The 17172-nt window shown below is 37.5% G+C and carries 23 protein-coding genes and 1 pseudogene; 11 read left to right on the top strand and 13 right to left on the bottom strand.

The window, feature by feature from the left end:
* Positions 1 to 9 precede the first annotated feature (9 nt).
* From DYY67_RS11655 to DYY67_RS07880, 3 genes are all read left to right on the top strand, one after another.
* Entirely contained in the window at positions 10 to 294 is a 285-nt protein-coding gene (locus tag DYY67_RS11655; protein ID WP_320416014.1) for a hypothetical protein, read from the top strand.
* A 148-nt stretch (positions 295 to 442) separates the two neighbouring features.
* A complete protein-coding gene (locus tag DYY67_RS07875) occupies positions 443 to 664 on the top strand; it encodes a hypothetical protein (protein ID WP_168711855.1) in 222 nt (73 codons plus the stop codon).
* Positions 665 to 682: 18 nt separating this feature from the next.
* Positions 683 to 1078 carry a hypothetical protein gene (locus DYY67_RS07880; RefSeq protein ID WP_166392254.1) on the top strand — a complete coding sequence of 132 codons (396 nt, stop codon included), beginning with the start codon at positions 683 to 685 and terminating at the stop codon, positions 1076 to 1078.
* Positions 1079 to 1091: 13 nt separating this feature from the next.
* Here the strand turns inward: DYY67_RS07880 and DYY67_RS07885 are convergent, their stop codons facing one another.
* Both DYY67_RS07885 and DYY67_RS07890 read right to left on the bottom strand, forming a co-directional pair.
* Positions 1092 to 1877 (bottom strand): SDR family oxidoreductase, encoded by a 786-nt coding sequence (locus DYY67_RS07885; RefSeq protein WP_166392256.1) that lies wholly within the window; start codon positions 1875 to 1877, stop codon positions 1092 to 1094.
* Between the two features lie 36 nt (positions 1878 to 1913).
* On the bottom strand, positions 1914 to 2930 hold the full coding sequence (locus DYY67_RS07890; protein WP_166392258.1) for a lysylphosphatidylglycerol synthase transmembrane domain-containing protein: 1017 nt from the start codon (positions 2928 to 2930) through the stop codon (positions 1914 to 1916).
* Positions 2931 to 2986: 56 nt separating this feature from the next.
* Between DYY67_RS07890 and DYY67_RS07895 the strand changes: the two genes are divergently transcribed.
* Both DYY67_RS07895 and DYY67_RS07900 read left to right on the top strand, forming a co-directional pair.
* Positions 2987 to 3751, top strand: a complete 765-nt coding sequence (locus DYY67_RS07895; protein ID WP_166392260.1) for an ATP/GTP-binding protein — start codon at positions 2987 to 2989, stop codon at positions 3749 to 3751.
* On the top strand, positions 3744 to 4661 hold the full coding sequence (locus DYY67_RS07900) for a homoserine kinase (RefSeq protein ID WP_166392262.1): 918 nt from the start codon (positions 3744 to 3746) through the stop codon (positions 4659 to 4661). The genes DYY67_RS07895 and DYY67_RS07900 overlap by 8 nt, the downstream gene beginning before the upstream one ends.
* On the opposite strand, the gene DYY67_RS07905 is transcribed toward DYY67_RS07900, so the two are convergent.
* A complete protein-coding gene (locus tag DYY67_RS07905; protein ID WP_255493019.1) occupies positions 4648 to 5322 on the bottom strand; it encodes an enoyl-CoA hydratase/isomerase family protein in 675 nt (224 codons plus the stop codon). The two genes, DYY67_RS07900 and DYY67_RS07905, sit on opposite strands and share 14 nt — an antisense overlap.
* Positions 5323 to 5505: 183 nt before the next feature.
* Here DYY67_RS07905 and DYY67_RS07910 point away from each other — a divergent pair, with 183 nt between their 5' ends.
* Positions 5506 to 6333, top strand: a complete 828-nt coding sequence (locus DYY67_RS07910) for a GRP family sugar transporter (RefSeq protein WP_166392264.1) — start codon at positions 5506 to 5508, stop codon at positions 6331 to 6333.
* A 38-nt stretch (positions 6334 to 6371) separates the two neighbouring features.
* On the top strand, positions 6372 to 7046 hold the full coding sequence (locus DYY67_RS07915; RefSeq protein ID WP_166392266.1) for a 7-cyano-7-deazaguanine synthase: 675 nt from the start codon (positions 6372 to 6374) through the stop codon (positions 7044 to 7046).
* Between the two features lies 1 nt (position 7047).
* Here the strand turns inward: DYY67_RS07915 and DYY67_RS07920 are convergent, their stop codons facing one another.
* Genes DYY67_RS07920 through DYY67_RS07930 form a run of 3 tightly spaced genes read right to left on the bottom strand, consistent with a single transcriptional unit; the run spans position 7048 to position 8614 of the window.
* A complete protein-coding gene (locus DYY67_RS07920) occupies positions 7048 to 7299 on the bottom strand; it encodes a hypothetical protein (protein WP_166392268.1) in 252 nt (83 codons plus the stop codon).
* Positions 7300 to 7340: 41 nt separating this feature from the next.
* Positions 7341 to 7901, bottom strand: coding sequence for a GTP cyclohydrolase I FolE (gene folE / locus DYY67_RS07925; RefSeq protein WP_166392270.1), 561 nt, complete (start codon positions 7899 to 7901; stop codon positions 7341 to 7343).
* On the bottom strand, positions 7901 to 8614 hold the full coding sequence (locus DYY67_RS07930) for a 7-carboxy-7-deazaguanine synthase QueE (RefSeq protein ID WP_166392272.1): 714 nt from the start codon (positions 8612 to 8614) through the stop codon (positions 7901 to 7903). Before DYY67_RS07930 ends, folE begins: the two co-directional genes overlap by 1 nt.
* Positions 8615 to 8712: 98 nt before the next feature.
* Between DYY67_RS07930 and DYY67_RS07935 the strand changes: the two genes are divergently transcribed.
* On the top strand, positions 8713 to 11073 hold the full coding sequence (locus DYY67_RS07935) for an SMP-30/gluconolactonase/LRE family protein (RefSeq protein WP_166392274.1): 2361 nt from the start codon (positions 8713 to 8715) through the stop codon (positions 11071 to 11073).
* On the opposite strand, the gene DYY67_RS07940 is transcribed toward DYY67_RS07935, so the two are convergent.
* The 4 genes from DYY67_RS07940 to DYY67_RS07955 all read right to left on the bottom strand — a co-directional run bounded on the left by DYY67_RS07940 (position 11070) and on the right by DYY67_RS07955 (position 14131).
* Positions 11070 to 11267, bottom strand: a complete 198-nt coding sequence (locus DYY67_RS07940; RefSeq protein WP_166392276.1) for a hypothetical protein — start codon at positions 11265 to 11267, stop codon at positions 11070 to 11072. The two genes, DYY67_RS07935 and DYY67_RS07940, sit on opposite strands and share 4 nt — an antisense overlap.
* 161 nt (positions 11268 to 11428) lie before the next feature.
* The gene (locus DYY67_RS07945) at positions 11429 to 12622 is read right to left on the bottom strand and encodes a hypothetical protein (protein ID WP_166392278.1); all 1194 of its coding nucleotides are present in this window, start codon (positions 12620 to 12622) and stop codon (positions 11429 to 11431) included.
* Positions 12619 to 13791: a helix-turn-helix transcriptional regulator gene (locus DYY67_RS07950; RefSeq protein WP_218584708.1), complete on the bottom strand. Its 1173-nt coding sequence runs from the start codon at positions 13789 to 13791 to the stop codon at positions 12619 to 12621. The genes DYY67_RS07945 and DYY67_RS07950 overlap by 4 nt, the downstream gene beginning before the upstream one ends.
* 52 nt (positions 13792 to 13843) lie before the next feature.
* Complete coding sequence (locus DYY67_RS07955) at positions 13844 to 14131, bottom strand: winged helix-turn-helix domain-containing protein (RefSeq protein WP_178084801.1); 288 nt, start codon at positions 14129 to 14131, stop codon at positions 13844 to 13846.
* Between the two features lie 153 nt (positions 14132 to 14284).
* Here DYY67_RS07955 and DYY67_RS07960 point away from each other — a divergent pair, with 153 nt between their 5' ends.
* Together DYY67_RS07960 and DYY67_RS11660 are read left to right on the top strand one after the other, a co-directional pair.
* On the top strand, positions 14285 to 14485 hold the full coding sequence (locus tag DYY67_RS07960; RefSeq protein ID WP_166392282.1) for a hypothetical protein: 201 nt from the start codon (positions 14285 to 14287) through the stop codon (positions 14483 to 14485).
* 56 nt (positions 14486 to 14541) lie between these two features.
* Complete coding sequence (locus DYY67_RS11660) at positions 14542 to 14685, top strand: TRAM domain-containing protein (RefSeq protein ID WP_320416016.1); 144 nt, start codon at positions 14542 to 14544, stop codon at positions 14683 to 14685.
* Positions 14686 to 14715: 30 nt separating this feature from the next.
* Here DYY67_RS11660 and DYY67_RS07970 read toward each other — a convergent pair whose 3' ends face one another.
* Positions 14716 to 15033: a DUF6659 family protein gene (locus DYY67_RS07970; RefSeq protein ID WP_166392313.1), complete on the bottom strand. Its 318-nt coding sequence runs from the start codon at positions 15031 to 15033 to the stop codon at positions 14716 to 14718.
* Between the two features lie 232 nt (positions 15034 to 15265).
* Here DYY67_RS07970 and DYY67_RS07975 point away from each other — a divergent pair, with 232 nt between their 5' ends.
* On the top strand, positions 15266 to 15844 hold the full coding sequence (locus DYY67_RS07975; protein ID WP_166392284.1) for a transcriptional regulator: 579 nt from the start codon (positions 15266 to 15268) through the stop codon (positions 15842 to 15844).
* On the opposite strand, the gene DYY67_RS07980 is transcribed toward DYY67_RS07975, so the two are convergent.
* Complete coding sequence (locus DYY67_RS07980; protein ID WP_218584709.1) at positions 15841 to 16179, bottom strand: hypothetical protein; 339 nt, start codon at positions 16177 to 16179, stop codon at positions 15841 to 15843. The two genes, DYY67_RS07975 and DYY67_RS07980, sit on opposite strands and share 4 nt — an antisense overlap.
* Positions 16180 to 16820: 641 nt before the next feature.
* Positions 16821 to 17172: pseudogene (locus DYY67_RS10150) on the bottom strand (hypothetical protein); the annotation flags it as partial.

Below are 17172 nucleotides of genomic sequence, written 5' to 3' on the forward strand. Positions count from 1 at the left end.
AAATATGCTGTGATAAATGGTTCACATACTGCCATGGGGGAGATACTAGGTGCAAAGGCAAAGCCAATCATAGGAATTCCGGTCTATGACGAACATACAAACCAGATAAAATGGGCAGAAGAGAGAAAACTTGGCATTCTTGCTATTAGCACCAAACAAACAGTTAGCGCAGTTTCTGAAATACGTAACAACTACAACAAGTATCAGGAGAATGTGATAGAATTTGCCAAAAATTATGACAGAAGTGGAACTAGGAAAACTGCAAAGATCATTTCAGAGATGCTCGAAGACTAGCTAGAAAGGATTATAATTTTTAAAATATAATTTCAAATTCTGGTACGCGGCATTTTTCGATGGGCGAACTGACCGATAGGGATGAAGACATAGACCGCGTACCAGAAACTAGCAAAAGCTTTTATGGATAACTCTAGTGATCGCGTCATTGACCGAGTGTCCTGAGTGTGCATCCAAGCAGGTTCAGATAGAAATGAAATTTGATCCTAACACGAAGCATTTCATTTGTAAAAAATGCGGATTGTTTGCAACCAGAGAACAGATAAGCGATATCAAATACAAATTAAATAGACGCGAGAAGACACGAGAAGACAAACATGATGAATATCGTGACTGGTGGCAATCAAGTAAGAAAGAAAAACAGGGCTAATTACAAAGGTGAGCAGAGATGACTAAAGAAATTCCAAAGTGGGCACAAGACGAGATAAAAAATGCCAAATTTGGAAAGCCAGAATCCATTACAAGAACAGGTTACATACTTGAGATATACGACAAGGATATGAAAATAGACGCTCAGGTTTACGAAGCTGTAGAAGATGGCAGAAAAATCATAGAAGGTATGAGTTTGCCAAAAAAGACCAAGCCATCAGATCTTATGAAAGGTGTTGTCTACGAGTTCACAATCAATGCTCACAAGGCTCCTTTAGGCAAAAAACTCATAGAATTCCTCAAAAAAGAGATGGAAATAGACATGGATGCGATATATCAATTCGATCTTGTAGGCCTTGAAATGATGGATGTTGATTCTGATTCTGCAGGTTCTGATGAATCTGAAGATGAATAAGACATTAGAATTTCTAGTTAGATTTTGATTTTCTAAAAATTGCACCAACAATTAGATTTACTAGATATGGAAACGTCTGTTTGAACCATATTGCTATCCTTACAAATTGAGGAACCACAATTTCAAGCCTAGGTGAAGAGGCAGCTTGGACAACGGCTTTTGCTACAGTACTTGCACTAAGAGCAATTGTATATCTTGGCATTTTGTTAAATGAATTATGATCGAAAAAGCTAGTTTTTACCATTATTGGGCTTACAACAGTTATTCCTACACCAGTTCCTTTTAGCTCATGATATAGTGATTCTGAAAAACCCAACATTGCAAACTTGGATGCACAATAACCTGTCATCCCTGGAATACCAAAACTTGCAGCGACCGAGGCCACGTTTACTATATGACCAGATTTCTGTTCTAGCATTTTTGGCAAAAAGGTCTTGGTGCAATATATCATACCGAGATAATTTGTTCCCATCTGCGACTCTATTTCTTCTACTTTTAGGTCGTCGAACGTACCATAAATTCCAAAACCTGCATTGTTTACAAGTATATCAACAGTGCCAAACTTTTCTAAGACTTTCTTACCCATTTGATTTACTTGGTCTTTTTGAGATATATCACAAGCGCACACAAGAATTTGAGCTTGATACTTGGATAGTTCTTTTGCAACCTCCTCAAGCTTGTCCTTGTCCCTTGAAACAAGCACAATAGAAGCATGTAATTTAGCAAATTTCAATGCAGATTCTTTTCCAATACCACTTGATGCTCCAGTGATTACGACTGTTTTTCCCGAATAATTCACAATGAAAAAGTAAAGATGCAGAAGATAAAGTGCTTTCTATGATGTCTTTTGATTTTTGATGCTGGGATAAACTACCTTCATGAGAAATAGCCAACTTATGACTAGACCTACATGATAAGTTGCTATCCTCCAAGCTATGATGATATTCCATTGAAGGCTATTCCTTGCAGCTTCATACGTTAACGTATTCAAGTGTCCAAGGTAGGCCCAAATGGCAAACTCGGTCAGACCAGAACCACCAATAGTTACTGGAAGATTACCTATTGCATTTGCAGCCATTGTAGCCATTAAAGAATGGAAAAAGTCTATGACAAACCCTGCACCATTTGCAATAATCATAAATGAAAGTCCATAAAATGACCAAGTGAATATAGAAATTATTATTGATACTACAAAGGCTTTTTTCATTTGTTGATTGTGTCGTGTTTCCCTGCTCATATCACAGATTTCTTTCATCCAAAGATTTGTTTTTTCAATATATTGCACAGAACGGCCTTTTCCCACCCTTGCAGCAATTTTTGAAATCCATCCTGGTACCTGAAACGTTCTTTTAGAAGATAGGAAAAATAGCGAGGCCCAAACCCCAGTTATGGGCAAACTAACTGCAAGTATAGCTATACCCACCACATATGCTCCATAGGCAAAGGAAAAGACTGCAGCGGCAATAGCAAATATTCCTGATACCAAAACCTCTGTTACGATCTCCACGATGGTAACATAGGATGCTTTTCCAACCGGCACGCCTTTCTTACTTAACCACATAATTCTTACTAATTCACCCCCTACAAAAGACGGGGTTGTTGACGTAACAAACTCACTTCCTATCCTTACCGAAATTGTTCTCCAGTTTACATCGATAGGTCCTAAAAATTTTCTAACTAGATAATTGAATTTTAAACCTTGAGTAAATAGCTTGCAGGCCATGGCAACCGCTGCACCGATAAATGGCACCATGCCTACCGCAAGCAAATTTGCAAGACTAACATTAAACGTAGCAGCAATAATCAGAAATGGTATTACACTCACAGGCAGTGCCAGTAGCTTCCAATTCATTGCATGCTCTACTCATGGATGGAAATATAAGCTCAACATAAAATAGTTGATCAAAAATGAAAGTAATTTTTCTTGTAGGAACTGCAGGATCTGGGAAATCTCTACTAGCTTCAAAAATTCTTGATTATTATACTAGAAATAGTCATTTTGTTGGAATGTTAAATTTGGACCCTGGGGTAGAAAATCTTCCATATACATGCGATGTTGATGTGAGAGATTATGTGGATATGGTATCAATAATGAAACAGTATGACCTAGGTCCAAACGGAGCCATGATCATGGCAAATGATCTCATTGCTTCAAAGATTGATGAATTACAGCGCGAGCTTGATAATGTGAATCCAGATTATTTGATAGTGGACACGCCGGGTCAAATTGAGTTATTTGCGTACAGAGCTAGTGGACTTTTTTTTGTGCAAAATCTAAATGCGGAACAAAAGACGTCAGTATTTCTTCATGACGGCTCCCTCATTACAACAGCAGTTAATTTTGTATCAATAGCATTACTTGCAACATCTGTTAAACTAAGATTGGGTTTACCTCAAGTAAATGTAATAACAAAAGTAGATCTTATAGAAGATAAAATTAAAGACATACTAAAATGGTCTTCAAACATGGCAAGTCTTGAAGAAGCCATTGCAAAAGAATCAGACGGTGAGAGCTACACTCTTGCCTCAAATCTTTTGAGAAGTATGAATTTGGGAGGATTTGCTCAAGGATTGATTCCAATTTCAAATTCTACAGGAGATGGTATGATTAACCTTCATGCTGCACTGAGTAGAATTCTTAACATGGGAGAAGAGATGGAAGATTATGGTTGAGAGTGTGACTGTAAAAGCTCCATGTTCTACTGCCAATCTAGGTCCAGGATTTGATGTTTTTGGATTGGCATTGGATGCATATTATGATCAAATCCAGTTAAAAAAAGAAGGCAAAGGAATCAGAATTCAAAGTCTTGACGCTGTCCCCATTGAGCTGGAAAAAAATTCTGCAGGAATTGTGATAAAAGAGATGGCTAGGAAATTTAAAATAAAAACTGGCCTAGTTCTGAAAATTAAGAAAGGAGTACCAACAGGCTTTGGCATGGGCAGCAGTGCAGCCTCAGCAGCTGCAGCAGCGGTTGCCTTTGATGCCTTGTTCAAATTGAAACTTGATGGAAATAACTTGGTTAAATATGCAGGACTGGGTGAGATGGCCAGTGCAGGATCAGTTCATTATGATAATGTTGCCGCGTCAGTTCTAGGAGGATTTGTCATAGTAAGAACAGATCCGTTTAATGTAATAAAGATCGATCCTCCCAAAGACTTGATTCTTTGTGTGGCCATTCCAAAAATTAACGTGCCCCAGAAAAAGACAGAAGTATCAAGGAAAGTTCTTCCAAAACAAGTAAAACTCTCAGATCATGTCAAGAATCTTTCAAACGCATCTACATTAACTGCAGGATTTATGAGAAAAGATGTTAGGTTGATAGGCAATTCCATAAATGACATAATAGTAGAGCCGGCAAGAAAACACCTGATTCCAGGTTTTGATAAAGTAAAGAAAAATGCACTAGACGCAGGTGCCATGGGAGTAACAATTAGTGGGGCTGGACCGTCAATAATTGCTTTCACATCAATATCTGATAATCCTAGAAAAATATTGAATTCCATGAAGAAAGGCTTTGCTTCAGCCAAGATAGAATGTACAGCAGTTATATGCAAACCAAGCAGAGGCGCTACTGTTGTCTAGTTATTTTTTTATGTAGAAAAGAATTCATCCTATCTTCTCTTTCCTTGGTTGAAAAACAAAGAGACCATGAATAAATTTCGAGCTTGAGTCCAGTATCTAAACTTGCATCCATTCCCTTATTGACAAGCATTTTAGATATGCCAACTGCAAAATTACTGTTCTTTGCAACGCTTTCAGCGTAAGATTTGGTTTCGGAAAGCAGCGTTTCAGATGAAAAAACTTTGTTGACCAGACCCATTGACATAGCTTCCTCTGCGTTAATTCGTCTACCTGAGAAAATCAGATCTTTTGCTCTTGCAGGACCCACAATTCGCAGCAACCTTTGCGTACCACCCCATCCTGGGCAAATACCTAATGTTACTTCTGGTTGACCAAGTTGTGCATTTGGTGATGCAAACCTAAGATCACAAGAGAGCGCAAGTTCACAGCCGCCGCCAAGTGCATAGCCGTTTATTGCAGCTATTACTGGTTTTTCCAATTTTTCTATCTTGTTTAGAACCTCGTGTCCCCTTAGTGCATATTTTTCTGCTTCTGTAGGCCCAATCTTGCTCATGTATTCAATGTCTGCACCTGCAGAGAATGCTTTTTGTCCAGCTCCTGTAATTATGATCACTTTTGATGAGTCTTTCTCCAATTCGTCTAAAATCCGAGATAAACTCATTCATGACTTCAAGGCTCATTGCATTTAGCTTATCTGCTCTATCTATTGTAATTTGGGCAATGTCGTTTTCTTTTTCTACCTTGAGGTATTGCATATCAAAACATCATGAATCTCCAAATTAAACTTTAGAATCAAAAGGAAATAGAAACTGAGTTATACCACACTTCGTACAATTGAGCTGCTTTGAATTCGTTGGGTTTACTTTCTGCTGTTGGTGCAGCCATATGTTGGGGAAGTTTTTTTGTTCCAATTAGAAAGGTTAGAGTTACAGACATCTGGCAATTACAAGGCGCTACTGGAATAGGTGTCATCTTATTTGCTATTCCAATTGGCTTTTTTTGGGGATTCCAGATTTTGCCAGCAGGACTACTAGGCGGAGCAATATGGACAGCTGGAAATTTACTTGCTCTTTATTCTGTTAGATTGATTGGTCTTTCTAGGACATCTCCATTTCTTGCAGGTTTTAGTATTCTTGTATCATTTTTGTGGGGGATTCTGTATTTTGATGAGAAATTCAATTACATGGTTCTTGCCATTATCGCAGTAGGATTGTTGCTTGGCGGATTAACTTTTATCTCAAATACCTCAAAGAATCAACCAGTACAGAAGAAGGGATACCTCATTGCAGTGGCTTCAGGATTAGTAGGAGGCTCTTACGTTATTCCACTCCAAGCTACTCATTCGCTTCAAGCCGGATTCTTTTCATCTAGCCTTTCTATCTTTGTAATTGGCATACCATTGTTATTACTTTCAAGAAAATTTGCAAAAAGAGAAATGATGGCAGGAATTCTTTCCGGAGGCTTGTTTAACATGGGAAGTTTATCAGTTCTAGTAGCCGTTGGATTGATTGGGATTACTGTTGCTTATCCCATATCACAGACAGCTACACTATTTGCAATATCTTGGGGAGTTTTGTATTTCAGAGAAATTGTGCACAGAGAGAGCATATTCAAAATCATTACGGGTGCTGGTCTGATATTGTGCGGAGCAGCACTGATCACAATTGCCTAGTCAAGCATTTTATTTGGTTGAAAATTACCGTATTTGGATTGAAAGCAATTGTAGTATTTAGCGGCGGAATAGACTCTGTATGTACTGCCATCTATTTGCGTAAACGTTATGATATTTACGGAATCACTTTTTCTTATGGTCAAAAGGCTGATCAAGAGCTAAATGCAGCAAAGCATTTTTCTAAAATACTAAAATTTCGTGAACACAAGATAATCGATATGGAATTCATGAAAGAATTGTATGAAAAGACAAATGCCTTGACATATTCAAAAATGAACATACCATCCAAGTTTGACTATTCCATAGTTGTTCCAATAAGAAATGCCGTTTTTCTTTCTATAGCATCTGCTTGGGCATTTTCAAAAAATGCCAATCTAGTAGCATATGGAGCTCATAAAGATGATCAGTCATATCCTGATTGTAGACCCAAATTTTCTAAACTACTGGCAGACGCGCTTAACGAGGGAGAGATTGATGGTATAAGAAAAGGTTTGAGAAAGAAGATTGGAATATGGAGTCCGTTTGTTGGAGGCCTTTCTAAGAGTAATCTTCTCAAGATTGGCCATGGTTTGCTAGGAGATGATATATTCAAGACCTGGAGTTGTTACTCTCAATCAAAAATACACTGTGGAAAATGCGAATCCTGTAATAATAGAAAATTAGCTTTTCGTCAAGCAGGCATAATAGATAGAACTAGATACAAATTTAGCTAGTCTAGATTTTCAGTGCCGGTCTTTTTAAAAGAAGCGGACGCACAATAAAATAGTATAACGGATATGGTACGCCAACAAGGCCCCAGAAGATCCAGTTAGTCATAGATTCGTCAAAGCCTAATTTTTTAAAGTAATCCATTGAGCTTGCTGCAAGTAGCATTCCAACTGCCATTATAATGAAGAATTCTATTGCATACCATGCAAAGGCCGGCCAAGAATCCTTTGGAACGTGGACGTTATTATGTACACCCATGTTTGTCGTGAATTGGACGTTATTATTTAGTTTTTCAGATTTTATACGACATTTGGTCTGGATCTGCCGCTATAAATTAAACTTAGAACATCAGTTCGTGCTTCTTTTGTATCATAAGCGCCTCTTGAGGCAATAGTTGTCACTGTAGAGTCATTTCTTACGCCACGCATCTTCATACAGAGATGTTCTCCTTCTGCTATCACCAATACTCCTTTTACTCCTTCAGAATGCAATTCATCTGCGATATTTTTTGTAATTCTCTCTTGGATTTGTAGTCTAGCTGAGTATTTTTCTACGAGGCGAACTAGCTTTGATATGCCAAATACCTTACCATTTGGAGCATATGCCACTGTAATCTTGCCAAAGAATGGTAACATGTGATGTTCGCACATGGAGTAAAATTGGATATCTTTTGCTATAACCACATCAGAATCTTCAGAGAATTTAACTGAGAGTTCTGACTCTGCATCATATCCTTTGAAGATCTCTTCATACATGTCTGCGATTCTGCTTGGAGTATCCACTAGACCCTCTCTTGTCGGATCTTCTCCTATCTCGGCAATCAATTCTCGAATTAATTTTTTTACTCTTTCTTTGTTCATTATGGCGCTCCTATGAATTTGTGCAACTGAGGTATGATACGTACTTCTTCATAATAAGCATGAACTGCATCATAGAAGTCTAGAAGTTGCTTCAAATCTGGCTCTTCCATACCATAAGTGGGCTGTATTATAAATCCTGCAACTTTGGACTTTGATATTACATCAAAAATGTTCTTGAGAAGATGTTGAAAGTGTTCGATCTTGGTCCTTGAACTCACAACTATTTTGATGTAAGTCACTTTACCAGAATTCACAGCAAGTTTCAAACATTGTAACTCATTTTCTAAAAGTTTGGAATAATGATTTTCGTCTACAAATTCAGAGTCAACAGTTTTGAATTCAATTTTGATGTAATCAAAGTAAGGCAAAACTTGGGCAAATCTCGCAGAATCATAACAAGAAGATTCCAAGTAGGTTGGAATTTTCTTTTGTTGCACAAATTTTGCTAATTCAGATACCGCTTCAGATTGGACAAGTGGATCTCCTCCAGTAAAATTTACTTTGTATGTATTTTTTGCCAGATTGTTTTCAATTAGCTTCGTTGCTTCATCCAACGAATATTCTTTTCCTGATGTCATAGGTAATGCCTCTTTTGTATCACAATAGAAACATTTGAAAGGACATCCTGCTAGCCTAACAAAAAGTGTCTTGGTTCCATAGAGGATTCCTTCTCCTTCTACCGATGTGAATATTTCGTACAGTCTTACCTTCAAGTGTTCGATCTCTGTTTAGTCAGTATTTATTTAATTGGATTTCATGATGAACAATTTTTACCAAAACGATTTATCTGATTAAAGAGAGGAATCACCTAATGAAAAAAATAATTCTTTTGCTCGTCTTTACAATTTCAGTAATTTTTATCACCTATCAGCAGGCAAATGCCATAATTATCACTGCAACTCCTCAGACTTCTACTTTTGGTCCAAATGACGATATACTTGTGAATCTTAAAATTCAAGGATATAATGGCGGACCAATATCTTGGATAGCACATAGGCCAAATAATTCTACAATATCAGGTAATCTTACCCAAGTGAAAGGAGATGGATCTGCTGTACATGAGATAGTAAGAAATGCTTTTGATAATTATTTTGGAAATTGGTCTATCTATTATACATATGATGGCGTAAACCAAACAGCTAGTTTCAAGGTAAATCCAATCGTGTTAACTGTTTTCACTGGGAAAGATCTCTATTACGAACCAGATATGATGAACATCAACATCACTACTTCATATTACATACCGATTGCAGCACAAGCAGAATTTTTCCATCTAAATTTTTATGACCAAAAAGGAAATCCTGTAAAAGACATACCTCAGATTGACATAAGGGCATATCAGCCTAGCATAGTTTATAATTTTCACATGACGGGACTCGCAGATTATGACCCACCCGGGTTGTACAAACTAGGTATTCAATACTATAACACAGTGGTCCAAGTACCATTTCTTTTAGGTAAATATTCTGATCTCATGACAGTATCTGCACAGACAGACAAGAGTACTTACCAAATAGGTAATGCCGTCAATATGGAACTATTATTCACTAGGGTTACACAGTCAGGAGGCACATTGACAATAACGGGTCCTTCTGGAAATGTCACTACTCATCAGTTTCGCGTATATTCTGTGCACACTCCTCTAGTTTTAAATGATGTAACAAAGGAGGTCGGTACTTACAATTATGTAATCCAGTACGGGGGCGTCAGTCAATCAGGTTCGTTTAGTGTGATTACAAATCCAGCACCACTGCCAAATATAGAATTGAATGTGTTTCCTAACAAGCTAAACTACAGACCAGGAGAAATTATTCACGTAAAGATTCACACCTCTCAAATTATAGCAAATTCGACAAGCATCTGGGTTGTAGATCCAAATGCCGTAGAATACCCAAGATTGTCTTTGCCAATAACTGCAGTTGATACAATATTACCGCATAAGATAGGTAAGAATGACACTTCCGGTCAATGGGAACTTTACATAGATTATGATGGAATAGTTAGATCTGTTCCTTATTTTGTTGGCGGCCCTCCAGTGGATGACATGGAAATGCTCAATGCAAATCAGTTTAGTATGCCTACCTTTGTATCAAATTTTGCAACAAACTTTACTGCTCCAACTGGAATAGCTATTGATTCTAGTGGTGACTTTTATGTCGTAGATTCTGGAAACTCGCAAATAAAAAAGTTTGATTCCAATGGAAAATTGCTGTCATCGTGGGGAAATCTGGGATCAGGGAATGGTCAACTATTACATCCAAATGGAATTTTTGTTGGAAAAAAATATGTCTTTGTTGCTGATACAGGAAATGCAAGAATAGATATATTTGACAAAGATAATGGACAATTCATTTATTCTTTGGGAGGTTATGGCGACAGTAAAGGAATGTTTCATACTCCAGTAGGACTTGTTGCAGACAATCAAGAAGACATTCTTGTTGCAGATTCTGGAAGAAACACAATTCAAGAATTTGATACACATTTTACTTTCATGAATGAGTTCAAATCTTTACTTACAGGCAATAATAATTTTACAGCAACTAATGGAATAGCACTTGACTCAAAAGGCGACATCTATGTATCATCACCAGATGATAAAATTCTAGAATTTTCAAGTATTGGTAATTTCATAAACTTCTTTGGTTCTCAAGGTTCAGAAGAAGGGAGATTTAGTAACCCTACGGCAATAGCATTAGACTCGAACGGTGACTTTTACGTTGCAGACACTTTGAACCATCGCATTCAGAAATTTGATCCTTATGGAAATTTTATTTTGAGTTGGGGATCAGTGGGAACTTCAGTAGGTCAATTTGAGGAACCGGTTGGACTTGCAATAGATCAATCAGATAATATCTATGTTGTAGACGAGAAAAATAACAACATACAGAAGTTTTCGTTACATGGAATGGTTTCACAAACAATACCTAGTTGGGTAAGAGATAGAGCATTATGGTGGTCCGAAGGTGCTTTGAGTAAAAGAGATTTTGCCCTAGCTGTGAGATATATGACAAATCATGGTTTACCAAGTACAAATGAAATCAATGAAACTTTAGTAAAAATTCCAAATTGGATGAAACAAACAGCCAATTGGTGGGGATCAGGTCAGATCGATGATGGAACTTTTGCCAACAGTCTTCAGTATCTCATTTCTATTGGAATTTTGAAAGTTTAAGATGCAATTTTCTGAATCTTTCTGGCAAACAACCCTGCAATGAATATTAGAACACCAAGAATTCCGATAAGACTTCCGATAAACTGTATGGTATCACTAAGATCTAATTGCATTGGAGCAAGAAATACAGCAAGTACCGCCCCCACTATGATCATGGGGATCCCAATACCTATCGAGATTTGTTTTGAAACCATTCGTTATGCTCTAATCAAAAATCTATATGAATTTTATGAAAGTGGATGTAGAAAACAATAGTTTCAATTCAAATAGAGACCACACATGGGTGATTTCCTACTAATTTTGATGGTGGTTTTGGATTTCGTGTCTTTTATGCTCATTTGGTGTTTTTTTATGATCATAGTGTCCCATATCTTCTGACGTTGTCACGTTCGTAGGCGGAGATGTAGTATTTGGTGCATTTGAATTTGTAGGTGAAGATGGTACTGTAGTGTGAAGATGGTACTGGTGGTGGAATTGGAATTGGTGCAGTTGAATTTGTAGGTGAAGATGGTACTGGTGGTGGAATTGGAATTGGTGTAGTTGAATTTGTAGGTGAAGATGGTACTGGTGGTGGAATTGGAATTGGTGCAGTTGAATTTGTAGGTGAAGATGGTACTGGTGGTGGAATTGGAATTGGTGTAGTTGAATTTGTAGGTGAAGATGCCTCCATAGGTTTCTCAGCTGATTGGGCTTTTTGATAAGCTTGAATTATTTTTATCAGATTTATTGCCTGGTCTACTTTACCCTCCGATACTAGTTGTTTGAGTTCTGCAACCATATCTTTGGGGTTGCTTCCTACAGTTATGCTATAGCTGTTTGTGGCAGGTATTGTGACGCTAGAATTGTTTGTAATAGATACAGCATGAGAGGAGTTCACAGGCATGATGTTTTGTGTGACATTGAGTTGATTAGTATGATTGAGTCGCACAATTTGATTTTCAGCAAAACTTTTCTCCCTTTCAGAAATTCTCTCTTGTGCAATGTTAGTTAGAGAATCATGCGTGGCAACAACAAAGTTGTTAGCATTTTCTAATTGTTTTGATGCATCATCAGAGTTTCCTGAATCAAGATCTTGGTTTGCACTCTGAATCATTTTATCAAAATTTGTGAAATTAATAGATATGTTATTTTCTGATGCAATGGACTTTAGAAGAATTCCCATGTTTGTTAGTCTAGCTACCTCCCCTCTCAGCTGTACTATCTCCGCTTTTTGCTGATTATTTGATGATGTTGCATTAAGCGAGTTTATTTGATCATTTGTTTCTTTGAAGAATTTCATGGCAGCAAGAAAATGTTGTTTTGCTGAATTAGCGTCTTGTTGATTTATTGCTTCTGCTAGTGCATCAGTTTCATTGGATCCTTGACTGTAGAGCTGATTAATCTCATCTGGCACATCATTAATTTGTGATATTGTTGTGCCGAGGTTATCTCTTGCTTGAGTAGCAATATTGAGCAAAGTATCTAATTGTGGATCGGCATAGGATTGACCTGGAATGGCAAATATCATGGCTCCAACCAGTATCAAAAGAAATGATAATAGTTTTTTCATTCTTTATCCTCCTCAACTTTTCGCAGTTTTATGAGGTTCTGTTGGTCTACTTTTTCTATTTCAACAATTCCTTCTCGTTCTAATCGTTTTACTGCTCTCCATGTAGTAGTACGCGGTAGAAGAAATTTCTTGCGAAGTTCACTTTCAAAAACTCTTCCTCCCTTTTCAGAGATAAACACTACAATGTCTTTATCTTCCTGACGTAGTTCAGGTTTGAGTCTAAATATTGTTTCTTTATCTGGAGGCACATAGTTACTCTGTGGAATAGTAGGTACAGGTACTTCCTTTGTCGTCCTAGATCTTTTCAATATGATTAACATGACAACTACTGCTACAGCTGCTCCCCCCACAGCTAAAATTGGAATAATATCATTATCATTTCCAGTTGAAATTGAGCCTGTGTTGTTTCCAGCTTGTTTTGTAGAAAGGGCTGTTTGTTGTTCCTGAATGGCTGAGTTTTTGGCATCATTGGCCAATGCTTCTGCGTCAGAATATCTTCCTTCATTAAAAGCAGTATTTGCTTCAGCAAGTTTTTCTGAGGCAAGAGGAGTCTCTATTCCATTAGAATTTATTGTACTTACAAAATCTTTAGCTTTCTGAATTGCTAGAGTTGCAGTTTGGCTTGTCCCTAATACACCAAATATGTAGCTGATATTTACAGAACCACTTGGAAATGAAATAAGTGACTGACCATTCACAACCTGCAAGTCTGATGGAGTTGTGCTCATGCCTACGATTACAGTATTTGCAGGTAAGAGTATGGAATAATCAGTAGGAGAATTTACATGAAATGTCCAGGTCTTTCCATTCTTGGATACAAGATCGGGAGTGTCATAATCCACTTTAATTGTTGAGGCTCCCAGAGTTTCAACATCTACATTATTTGTGTTCATTTTGCTTGAAAGTAATGTTCCATTCTGGTCTTGGACAACAAAGTTATCGGTTGTGTTACCATACAAGCCAAGTATGAAATCAGGTGATTGCGGATCAACATCAGTTTGATAAAAGACATGAGTGGTGCCATCCGTGTAAATAGTAAATTCAAGCGCCTTGGTAGAGCTTAGTGCATACTGAATACAAGAAGAAAAAGCAAGTAAAAAAAGGCAGATAGCAATTATCGGAGCCTTTACCATTGCTGTCAAGATATAGGTGATCCTTACAAAAAGCATTGCTTCCGCTTGTACTTTTATTGGGATCACCAAAGTTTTCTGGTACATTCTACTAGTACCTTAGGTTTAGTCCCTGAACTACGCCCTGAAATCTCTGAAATTCCTGAAAGAATCTGATGCCTTTCTCTGTGATCTTAAATAGCCTATTTCTGTCATCTTTTATTGATTCTACCAAGCCTGCATCTATCAGCTTCTGGCATTTCTCCAAGACTGCATAGTGAGAAAGGTTTGCTCTTCTGGAAATAGCAGAGACAATTACTCCTTGTATCCCACCATCCATGGTTACGCCCAAGATATCAGCAATGATACCCATTTCTGACCTGTATTGTTGTTTTGACATGGACATCTTATAGTATGGATGTTTTATCAGGGACAGCATGAAATGTCATAGCGGAACACCTAGCGGAACAGGTGTTTCACACTCTGAAATGGGCTAAAATTGGACATTTACGAAGCGGGGGAGGATACATCAACAATACGTTTTGGCAATTATTTGAACAGATTTTATATGGTATTTGTAGACTTGATAACAAAAGGAGGTGCAACAGTGAGCTTTAACGACTCTGGTTTTGGCGAGAGCCCAAGACAAGACATGGCGGTAATAGAGGATACGGTGGAGGTCGAAGATTCGGAGGCGGTGGCCAACGCTTTGGCGGCGGACGACGTTTTGATGACAACAGACCTAAACCAGTAGAAACTGGCAAAGAATATGACGTATCCATAACAGAAATCAGTAGAAAAGGAGACGGTATTGCAAGAGTAGAAGGTTTTGTCATATTCGTCAAAGGTGGGCAAGTAGGCCAGAACGCAAAAGTAAAGATTACGCAGGTTGGCGAACGCTTTGCTACTGCTGATTTAGTAGGAGAAGGAACCGCACAGACAGAAACGGAATAAACCGGTTGCCTGTACGGTATTTCGGATTTCTTACAAATTACTAGTTTTCTTTTTTATATTTTCTATAATTTCCAATTTTCTTGTGATGTCCATGTTTGGTTCCATAGTAACATAGACTGTTTTGTGTTTTGGATAGACAACAATCTGTGTAACCTTTTGGCGTTCTATATGCACATAGTTGACAGAACCCAAACTTTTGTCAAACTGTTTTCGGATCTTTCTTCTTATTGCTACTTGTTTACAAAAGTGTTCTTCCTCTTTTTGTGATTTGAGGGATGTTTTACCTTCTTTCATTATGGCTTCTGATATGTTCCCTTTAAGATCTATAATTGCAGCAAATCGCATCATTGGGTCTAGTTCTAAGATATACTCTACGATGGGAAGTAGGCTTATTTTGTGATTATTCTTTTTCAATTAACGAAAAGCAAGAGAACTTGATTCTAAATATATCTTAGTTTAAACCATCTGATCGCTAAATCATGCCTAAAAGAGGTTCTCTTTCCACTTTAGTAAATAATCTGAACAATTTGGTCATCTATTAACTTTTTATATATTACACATTACAGTAGTTATAAGCAATATGTTTGAAAAGTTTCGAAAGAATAAAGATGAATTAGGTTCCGCTAAAGAGGAAGAAGGAGGTACTGCTGAAACTGCACAATATCAACCCCAAGAAACAGAACCAGAAAAAACCTCTAATGTTATAGAACAGCCCAGCCCCAAACCTTCTGAACAGACAAAAATGCCAGAACCTGCGCAGCAAAGAACAATGAGTACTGGAGAAGACATAGGAATTGGAGCTCTCATGGACAAGCGGAACAAGCTTGAAGAGACAATCGATTATGTCGGTCTAATGATCAAGAATTTGAAAGACAAGAGGACAAATTTGGAAAAGAGTATAGAAGATGAATCTGTAGATATTAAGAATCTCAAGGAGAAATTGGTCAAGGTAGGTCAGTATATAGAAGAAGAGAAACAGGGAATAAAGACCCTACAACAAAAGAGGAGCAATGTAGAAAGAGAGGCAGATGATGTTGCCACAATCATCAACAACCTGCGCGAAAAATTATTGAGTATAGATAGAGTAGTAAACGAGGAAGGCAGTAAGATAGAGAAATTTAAAGGTGCCAGACCCAAGTCAGAATCTTCTTTTAGCTAGAAAGTAAAACCTTCTTTCATGATGCTGTTCAGGTTTTCTTTTATTTCTTCTTCAGATGACAACGAATCAAGGTCTCGGATTAGTACCTCTGTTGCAAGACATTGATTTTTTGAGAACTGATAATAACAATCAAGTTTTTCTTGGTAGGTTTTTGCATTATAATAGATAGTCCAAAAGTTTTCCGTGGAATGTTCTACATAAAGTAAGAACTTTCTGATGGTCATCTCAATTTTAGAAGAGGGATTATCTTTCATCAATCCAATTAAAATTTGTTCCAGCTTACTGTCCAGATTAGATTCGTAAATTAGTTGATAAATGTCTCCGTCTTTTGCCACAACCGGTTTACGTGACTGTATCATAAAAGCTTTCATCAATAATTTTCAAAAAATCTGCTATTTGTATGTAACAACTTGATTTATCTCAAAAAAACCAAGATTTCAATTATGAATTAGTCACAATACTTAAATAATTTGCACACGTATTAATTATCCCTGCCAAAGGAAATCCTCCCAAGACAGGCATCATGCAGCAGACATGTGATACGGCCAGGGTCAAATCCCTCCGTAGAAGTACCAAAGGAGAAATCCCAAGGAAGTGACGACAATGGTCGTCATGTCTTTGAATGCTATGCATTCTCACATGACGTGTGAATCACACACGTCTGCATGATAGAATTTTTTCCAATTACAACAAAATAGACTAAATGCAATTTCCTATAAGGATTGAATATCTACAGGTAAGTAAACTAGTAATTATTTTGTCATCTCACAAATCATTGTATTTTCTATTTTTAGCATTCAGGATCATTTTGTCTTTTTCAAAAAATATACTACAAGGTTTTGAAGGAAAATACTGAGTATCGTAATTGGATGATTTTTGTCAATTCTCTTGTAGCTGACAAACTCTGGATTATTCGATACTATTCTACTGCAGTAGGGATTATTTCAATTATTGAAGACTATCCACTACAGACTGCCTAGATATATCGTGCGGAAGATGATTCACTGCCAGCAGGCATTGAAGGCAACTTGTCGTTGACAGCTGCTTCTGCAACTGCTGCAGCTTCTTGAATAATCTTCTCTGATTCCTCGTCTGAAACTCCGGAATCAATTCCAAAGTCTCCACCATGGAATGTATCCGTCATTAATCCTCCGAGCATCTCAGTCATTCCAGATAGCTCGCGATCTGCTTCTGGCATGAACTGTACCAGGGATGATCTTAAGCTCTTCATCAAGCCAATTGTTGGCATGATTGTACTGACCGTATCACCTAGATCGTGGAAGGTACTTAGTCTAAGCTCGATTTGTTCAAGTGCAATTCTAGCGTTT

Origin of the sequence: Candidatus Nitrosotalea sp. TS, from assembly GCF_011319465.1 — an archaeon.
In the GTDB taxonomy this organism is placed as follows: Archaea; Thermoproteota; Nitrososphaeria; order Nitrososphaerales; family Nitrosopumilaceae; genus Nitrosotalea.